The sequence below is a fragment of the Amnibacterium sp. genome, assembly GCF_025463795.1.
Classification (GTDB): domain Bacteria; phylum Actinomycetota; class Actinomycetes; order Actinomycetales; family Microbacteriaceae; genus Amnibacterium.
Map to the genome: position 1 here is coordinate 42,758 of NZ_JAODBE010000120.1, position 7,347 is coordinate 50,104.

Sequence of the window (7,347 nt, forward strand, 5' to 3'; positions counted from 1 at the left end):
CCGATGACCGTCGAGCCGCCGCCGCATCTCCGGCGGGGCCGCAGTCGGGTTGCGCACGGCGTGCTCGCAGCGACCCTCGTCGTGCTCGCCGTGCTCGCTACCGTGCTCGGCGCGGCGACGCCGGCCGCGGCGGCGCAACCGCCCGTCCGGTCGTTCTTCGTCCCGGTGGCCGACTCGCCCGGAAGCGCGTCGCGGATCCGCCTCGACGTCGATCTCTACACGCCGGCCGCGACGCCCGCGCCCGCGGTGCTGCTCGCCCACGGCTTCGGTCAGGACAAGACCGCGCTCGCCCCCGAGGCGAGGCGGCTGCAGCGCGAAGGCTTCGTCGTGCTGGCGTACTCGGCGCGCGGCTTCGGGCGGTCCGGTGGCCGGATCGGCCTCGACTCCCTCGACGGCGAGGTGCCCGATGCCCGGGCGCTCGTCGACGTGCTGGCCCGCACGCCCTCGGTGCGCAGGGTCGGCCTCGATCCCGTGGTCGGTGTCGTGGGCGGCTCCTACGGCGGTGCGCTCGCCCTGATGCTCGGCGCCACCGATCGGCGGATCGACACCGTCGTCGCGGCGATCACCTGGAACGACCTCGCCCAGGCCCTCATCCCGGCCTCGGCCGGTCGCGTGGTCGGGGCGAGCGCAGCCGCACCGCTGCGGGACGTCAAGTCGGGCTGGGCGTCCCGGCTCTTCGCCGACGGTCTCGGCGGCTCCGCGGATCCGTGCGGCCGCTTCACGCCCGCGTTCTGCTCGGTGTACCAGCGCCTCATCACCGGCGGCGCGCCGACGCCCGCCGACCTCGCGCTGCTGGCCCGATCGTCGCCGAGCACCGTGCTGTCCGGGATGCGGGCCCCGACCCTGCTGCTGCAGGGGCTGCAGGACAGCCTCTTCGGTCTCGACCAGGCGGACGCGAACGCCCGGCAGATCGCCGCCGCCGGCGCGCCCGTGCAGGTGCGATGGTTCGACGGCGGCCACGACGGCAGCGGCATCGCCGGCACCGACGCCGTCGTCGACGCCTGGCTCGCCGCCCGTCTGACAGGGCGGCAGCGCGTGCCGTCGACCTTCTCGTACGACGTGCCGGCATCCGCGACCTCGTTCCCGGAGAGGGTGACGGCCTCCGGCTACCGAGGGCTGACCGGCGACGTGGGGAAGGCGCTGTCCGTTCCGCTGAACGGTGGCGGGACGCTCGTGAACCCGCCCGGCGGGCTGCCGTCGTCCTTCACCTCGCTGCCGGGCCTCGGCGGCGGCACCGCGATCGGCCGGGCCGCGGGCGGCCTGCTCGCCCGCGCGAACCCACCGGCGGAGGCCGTGCGCTTCGAATCCGCCCCGCTGCAGCAGCCGGCCGTGCTCGCAGGCGCGGCGACGGTGCGGATCCGGCTCACTCCCGTCGGCGGAACGGCGACCGACGCGATGGTCTACGCCCAGCTGTCCGCGCGAACCGGGGACGCCGAACGCGCCCTTCCGGGCGGTGTCGCCCCGGTGCGGGTCCACCTGCCCGCCTCCGGCGCGGTCGTCGCCGTCACGCTGCCCGGCACCGCCTGGTCGTTCGCGCCGGGCGACCGGGTGGCGCTGACCGTCCGCACCTCCGACGCGCAGTTCGGCGGATCCGCGGCGCCCGCCGCCGATCGGGTCGCGCTCAACAGTCCGCTCGTCCTGCCGGAGATCGCGCCCGCGGCCACGGCACGCACCGCCGGCCTCCCGGATCCGGCAGTGGTCATCGGGATCGGTGCCGCGCTCGCCGTGGCCGTGGTCCTGCTGGTGCTCGCCGCCGTGCTCGGGCGCCGGCGCCGCTCGGTCGCCGCCCTCCCGGGGCCCGACGGACCGCCGCTCGCGATCCGTGGACTCACCAAGCGGTTCCGATCTGGCTTCCTCGCGGTCGACGACGTGTCGTTCACCGTCGAGCGGGGCCAGGTGCTGGGGCTGCTCGGGGAGAACGGCGCGGGCAAGACGACGACGCTCCGGATGGTGGCGGGCCTCATCCGGCCGGACCGCGGCGCGGTCGAGGCCTTCGGTGCGCCCGTCGGCCCCGGCTCGCCCGTGCTCACCCGCTTCGGCTGCTTCATCGAGGGGCCCGGCTTCCTGCCGCACCTCTCCGGCCGCCGCAACCTCGACCTGTACTGGGCCGCGACGGGCCGGCCGCGCCGCGAGGCGCACCTCGACGAGGCCCTCGCGGTCGCCGACCTCGGGGGCGCCATCGACAAGCGCGTGCGCGGCTACAGCCAGGGGATGCGGCAGCGGCTCGCGATTGCGCAGGCCATGCTCGGCCTGCCGGACCTCCTCGTGCTCGACGAGCCGACGAACGGCCTCGATCCGCCGCAGATCACCGCGCTCCGCGGTGTCCTCCGCCGGTACGCCGAGGGCGGCCGCACCGTCATCGTCTCGTCCCACCTGCTCGCCGAGGTGGAGCGCACCTGCACCCACGTGGTCGTGATGTCGCACGGACGCCTCGTCGCGGCGGGGCCGGTGGGCGAGGTGGCCGGTGAGGCGTCCGAGCTCGTGCTCGACGTGACCGACCAGGCCGGCGCCCTGCGCGCGGTTCGCGATCTGGGCGTCGCGCGCGCCGAGCCGCACGGCGGGACGGGCATCCGCGTGGATCCGGGGGCCCTCGGGGTGGAGGACGTGATCGCCGCGGTCGTCCACGCCGGCATCGGGATCCGGGACGTGCAGCGCGGGCGCCATCTCGAGGAGGCCTTCCTCGAGCTCATCGGCGCCACGGAGCCGTCCGCATGAGCGCCGCGGCGACGCGGCCGGATGCGCGGGAGCGGCGCCGTCGCGTGCTGCCGTTCCGGGTGGAGCTGGCCCGGCAGCTCAGCCAGTGGCGGGTGCGGATCGTGCTGCTCGTGCTCGCGGTGCTCCCGATCGTCGTGCGCGTCGCGCTGCTGATCGGCGGCCCGCCGTCCTCCGGCGGCACCGACCTCGCCGCACTCGCCCAGGCGAGCGGCGCGACGTTCGCGGGCTTCGTGCTGGTGCTCGCCGGCGGCTTCCTCGTGACGCTCGTCGCCGCACTGCTCTTCGGCGACCTCATCGCGGGGGAGGCCTCCCGGTCGACGCTGAAGTACCTGCTCACCATCCCGGTTCCGCGGATGCGGCTGCTCGCCGTGAAGGTCCTGGTGGCGACCGTCATCCTGGCCGTCGGCATCGTCGCGCTCACCGCGATCGCCCTGCTCGTCGGCGTGCTCTCCTACGGGGCAGGGGGCCTGCAGGTGCCCGGAGGCCCGCGCCTCGGCTTCGGCGACTCCGTCGGCCGCCTCGCCCTCACCGCTGCCGCGAGCGTCGTGGGCCTGCTGTGGGCGGCCGCGCTCGGCACGCTGCTCACCGTCGTGGCGGACTCGCCGCTCGCGGCGGCGGGGGGCGTGGTGCTCGCGTCGATCCTGTCGCGGATCCTCGACCAGATCCCCGACCTCGGCGACCTCCGCGTGCTGCTGCCGACCCACTACTCGAGCGCCTTCCGGCGGTTCCTCACCGCGCCCGTCGACCTCGCGCCGGTGGCCGACGCGCTCCTGTCCGGCCTGATCTGGGCGATCCTGTTCGGCACGGTCGCCGCCTGGTGGTTCGGCCGCAAGGACGTCTCCGGCTGACCGCCGCTAGCGGGTCTGGCGCCGCCGGCGCTGCGGGCTCGGCCGCTTCGGGCGCGGCTTCTGGTCCTTCGGCGCGCGCTTCGCCTTCGGCTCCGGGGGTGCCGGTTCCGCGGATCCGCGGGAGCTGTTCACCGTCCGGCCCCGCACGATGCCGATGAACTCGTCGACGAGCGGCCCCTCGGTCGTCCGCCGCCACACGAGGCCGACCCGTGTCGGCTCGGCGTCGGTGATCGGCCGGCCGACGACGTCCCTCCGGCCCGTGGCCCGCAGCACGGCCTGCGGCATCCGCGCGATCCCGTGCCCGGCGGCGACGATGTCGAGCGTGGCGTCGTCCCATCCGGGGTAGAGCTCCTCGTCCGCCAGATCGGCGAGCGTCACCGTGTCGAGCACCTTGATCGGATGGTCCTTCGCCGCCACGACCACGGGCGTCTCGTCCCAGAGCGGGATGACGTGCAGCTCGGCCGGATCGACGCCCGCGATGGGCAGGCGCGCGAGCACCATGTCGAGCGCGTCGCCGAGGGCCGCCTGCACCTGCTCGTCCGCGACGGGTTCGACGCGCAGCCGTGCGTCCGGCATCCGGTCGCGCCAGGTGCGCACCCATGTGTCGGGCGTCACGCCGGCCACGACGCCGATCACGAGCCCGGTGGTGGTCATCCGGACGACGGTAGCGTGGCGGGGTGGCGCAGGAGCAGACGATGAAGGCCGAGACCGCGGCGAAGAAGCTCGGCGTGCTGCTCGATGCGACGCCGGAGGACTTCCGCACCGGCCCCGTGAGCCGGTCGCAGCTGAACGCGCTGCTCGAGTCGCCGGCGGAATGGCTGGCCGAGCTGCGGCGGAACGGCCCACATCCCCGGCCCGTCGTCGCCGCGAAGCTCGGTGTCTCGATCGCCGGCCTTCGGCGCGCCGGGATCGAGGATCCGCTGACGTCGGAGCAGATCCAGGACCTGCTCAAGGAGAAGCCCGAGTGGCTCGTCCGCGAGCGCGCGACGCACGCCGAGGTGATGGCGGAGAACGCGCGCGCGAAGCGCGGACGCGCCGCGAAGCCGGGTCAGCAGCCGTAGTCGAGGTCGTTCAGCGTGCCGGGCCCGATCCACTGGACGATCCGCACCGCGGACGCGGTGAAGCTCTTCGTGCAGAAGTGCGCGAGCTGGGTGGTCGTCTGCTTCGTCAGCCCGGTCGCGAACCAGACCGGCCAGTGGCGGGCCGCGAGCCCGCCGCCGGTGATCGTCGACCACTCGCCGGCCCTCGCGTAGACGCCGATGACCGCGCGCGGCCGGGTGGCGGTCGCCGGAGTCCTGTCGGCGATCGCCTGGTGCTCGCCGAGGATGCTGCGGTCGTTCAGCGCGGTGCTCGTGTTCCAGTCGTTCATCATCTCGACGTCGAGCCACCAGGTGGCCGCACCGGCCAGTCCCTGAGCCTTGGCGTACCGGTACGCCTCGACGCCGGCCAGGTAGCCGTACCAGTACGCGCCGCAGCTGCGATCCTTGGCGGCGCATCCTCCGTAGGCCATGGCCTTCGCGAAGGCGCTGCCGCCGGTGTACAGGCCGGTGTTGACGTAGAGGCTGACGTTCGTGAACGCGTGCGCCTCGGCCGCCGCGCAGGAGTTGTCCGTGTACGGCCGGCCGCCGTTCACGCCGACGATGCCGAACGGCACACCCGGGGCGATGATGCGGCTGCAGCTCGGGTAGCTGATGTCGATCCCGGTGCGGCCGGTGGGGTACTGGCCGCTCGCTTCGGCGGCGACGGGCAGGAGGGCGGTCACGACGACCGCGGACAGCACCGCCGCGACCGCGAGCAGCCGGCGTTTCGGAGTCGACATCGATTCCCCCTGGATCTCGAGCCGGCGCGATGTGGCCGGCACTGAGGCGATGGTGGGGTACGGCCGCAGGTCGCGCCGCACTCCACGCCGCGCGATCCCGATCCCGCTCGAGGTGGGGCGGGCGGTTTCGGGTGTTCCGGGCGTCCGATGACGCCCGGAACCGCCCGAAGTGGCCCCGCGCCCGAAGCCGCGGCACGACGGCTAGCCTCGACCCCATGCTGCAGGCACGTCGCTGGGGCCGGCCGACGCTCGCCTGGGCGATCGATGCCGGCGTGGTCGTGCTCGCCCTCGCGCTGCTGATCCTCGGCGACCCGACCCTGCAGCTGCTCGGCGTGCTGCTCCTCGTCTGGCGCGCGGTGACCGTCGCCCTCGCCGTCCTCGTGTGGCGCCGCACCGCCGAGGGCCGCTCCAAGCCCTGAGCAGCAGGCTCGGTCCGCGCGACGGCGTCACGAGAGGCGAGGGATGGAGCACGTCCCCGAGCTGATCGTCGCGACCACGTCAGGCCGTGTGCACGGGACGCGCGAGCACGGCCTCACCGCCTGGCGCGGCATCCCGTACGCCGCTCCGCCGCTCGGCGAGCTGCGCTTCCGCGCTCCCGCGCCGCCGGAGCCGTGGACCGGGATCCGGGACGCCACCCGACGTGGTCCCGTCCCGCCGCAGCGCCGCACGACCGCCGCCGCCGGCGCCGGGCGCCGGACGCCCATGTCCGAGGACTGCCTCACCGTCTCCGTCCTCCGACGCGCCCGACCGGCCGCGCCCCGGCCGGTGATGGTCTACCTGCACGGCGGAGCGTTCGCCATCGGCGCGGGTGATGCGCCGGTCTACGACGGCAGCACCTTCGTGGCGCACGGCGACGTCGTCTACGTCACCGTGAACTACCGGCTCGGCGCACTCGGATGGATGGACTTCTCGCGGTACTCCACCCCGGCGCGACCGCTCGACAGCAATCCCGGCCTCCGCGACCAGATCGCCGCGCTCACCTGGGTGCGGGACAACATCGCCGCGTTCGGCGGGGATCCGAACGAGGTCACCGTCTTCGGGGAGTCGGCGGGCGGCACCGCGATCGCGGCGCTGCTCTGCAGTCCCGCCGCCCGCGGCCTCTTCGCGCGCGCCATCATCGAGAGCGGCGTCATCGGCGCGATCTACGGACCCGAGCGCCCGGCAGCGTGGGCGGCCGAGTTCGTCGAGCTGCTCGGCGCCACCGAGGAGACCGCGGTGGAGGCGCTGACGACGGCGACCGCCGACGAGCTCGTCGCCGTGACCGCACGGCTCGACGACGACGCCTTCGCCGCGCAGCCGGGCACGCGCCTGCTCGCTCCGGTCGTCGACGGCGAGCTGCTGCCGAAGCATCCGCTCGACGCGTTCCGTGACGGGGACTCGAACCCGGTGCCCCTGATCATCGGCACGAACGCGGACGAGGGCACCCTCTTCCAGCTGGTCGTGCGCAACCTCGCGGCGACGCCGCCGCGGATCGACAGGCTGTTCGCGCTGACGGCGCCGGAGGCGAAGGAGGCGGTGCTCGCGGGATACCCCGCCTTTCCGCGCAGACGGTCGATCGCCCAGATGGTCACCGACTTCATGTTCTGGAACCCGGCTGTCGCCGCCGCCTCCGGTCACGCGCAGGTGGCACCCACATGGCTCTACCGGTTCGACTTCGCGACGCCGCTGCTCAAGCTCACAGGACTCGGCGCGACACATGCCGCGGAGCTCGACTTCGTCTTCGGCCGGCCGGACTCCCTGCTGCAGGGCGTGTTCGGGCTGCTCGGGGGCCGTCGCGCCGCACGCGCCGTCGCCGGGCGGATGCACCGGCGATGGCTGCGGTTCGCGAGCACCGGCACCGTGGGGAACGACTGGCCCCGCTACGACGTCGAGCAGCGCCTGACGCTGCTCATCGACGAGCAGGACCGTGTCGAACCGGATCCCCGGTCCGCCATGCGCCGCGCATGGGAGTCGTGGCGCCCCTAC

The 7,347-nt window shown here is 74.5% G+C and carries 7 protein-coding genes; 5 read left to right on the forward strand and 2 right to left on the reverse strand.

All coding sequences use genetic code 11. The features are described from left to right. Window positions 1-3 precede the first annotated feature (3 nt). Window positions 4-2,715 carry an alpha/beta fold hydrolase gene (locus JWQ92_RS10670; RefSeq protein ID WP_297344439.1) on the forward strand — a complete coding sequence of 904 codons (2,712 nt, stop codon included), beginning with the start codon at window positions 4-6 and terminating at the stop codon, window positions 2,713-2,715. After that, window positions 2,712-3,563 carry an ABC transporter permease gene (locus JWQ92_RS10675; protein ID WP_297344440.1) on the forward strand — a complete coding sequence of 284 codons (852 nt, stop codon included), beginning with the start codon at window positions 2,712-2,714 and terminating at the stop codon, window positions 3,561-3,563. Before JWQ92_RS10670 ends, JWQ92_RS10675 begins: the two co-directional genes overlap by 4 nt. Window positions 3,564-3,569: 6 nt before the next feature. Here JWQ92_RS10675 and JWQ92_RS10680 read toward each other — a convergent pair whose 3' ends face one another. After that, a complete protein-coding gene (locus tag JWQ92_RS10680; RefSeq protein WP_297344441.1) occupies window positions 3,570-4,217 on the reverse strand; it encodes a LysR family substrate-binding domain-containing protein in 648 nt (215 codons plus the stop codon). Window positions 4,218-4,258: 41 nt separating this feature from the next. On the opposite strand from JWQ92_RS10680, the gene JWQ92_RS10685 reads away from it, so the two are divergent. After that, window positions 4,259-4,624, forward strand: coding sequence for a DUF5997 family protein (locus JWQ92_RS10685; RefSeq protein ID WP_297344446.1), 366 nt, complete (start codon window positions 4,259-4,261; stop codon window positions 4,622-4,624). Here the strand turns inward: JWQ92_RS10685 and JWQ92_RS10690 are convergent. After that, a complete protein-coding gene (locus tag JWQ92_RS10690) occupies window positions 4,612-5,382 on the reverse strand; it encodes a hypothetical protein (RefSeq protein WP_297344442.1) in 771 nt (256 codons plus the stop codon). The genes JWQ92_RS10685 and JWQ92_RS10690 overlap by 13 nt on opposite strands. Window positions 5,383-5,597: 215 nt before the next feature. On the opposite strand from JWQ92_RS10690, the gene JWQ92_RS10695 reads away from it, so the two are divergent. Together JWQ92_RS10695 and JWQ92_RS10700 are read left to right on the forward strand one after the other, a co-directional pair. Continuing rightward, a complete protein-coding gene (locus JWQ92_RS10695) occupies window positions 5,598-5,801 on the forward strand; it encodes a hypothetical protein (protein WP_297344443.1) in 204 nt (67 codons plus the stop codon). Between the two features lie 43 nt (window positions 5,802-5,844). Then, a partial coding sequence (locus tag JWQ92_RS10700; RefSeq protein WP_297344444.1) for a carboxylesterase/lipase family protein occupies window positions 5,845-7,347 on the forward strand: 1,503 nt, incomplete at its 3' end.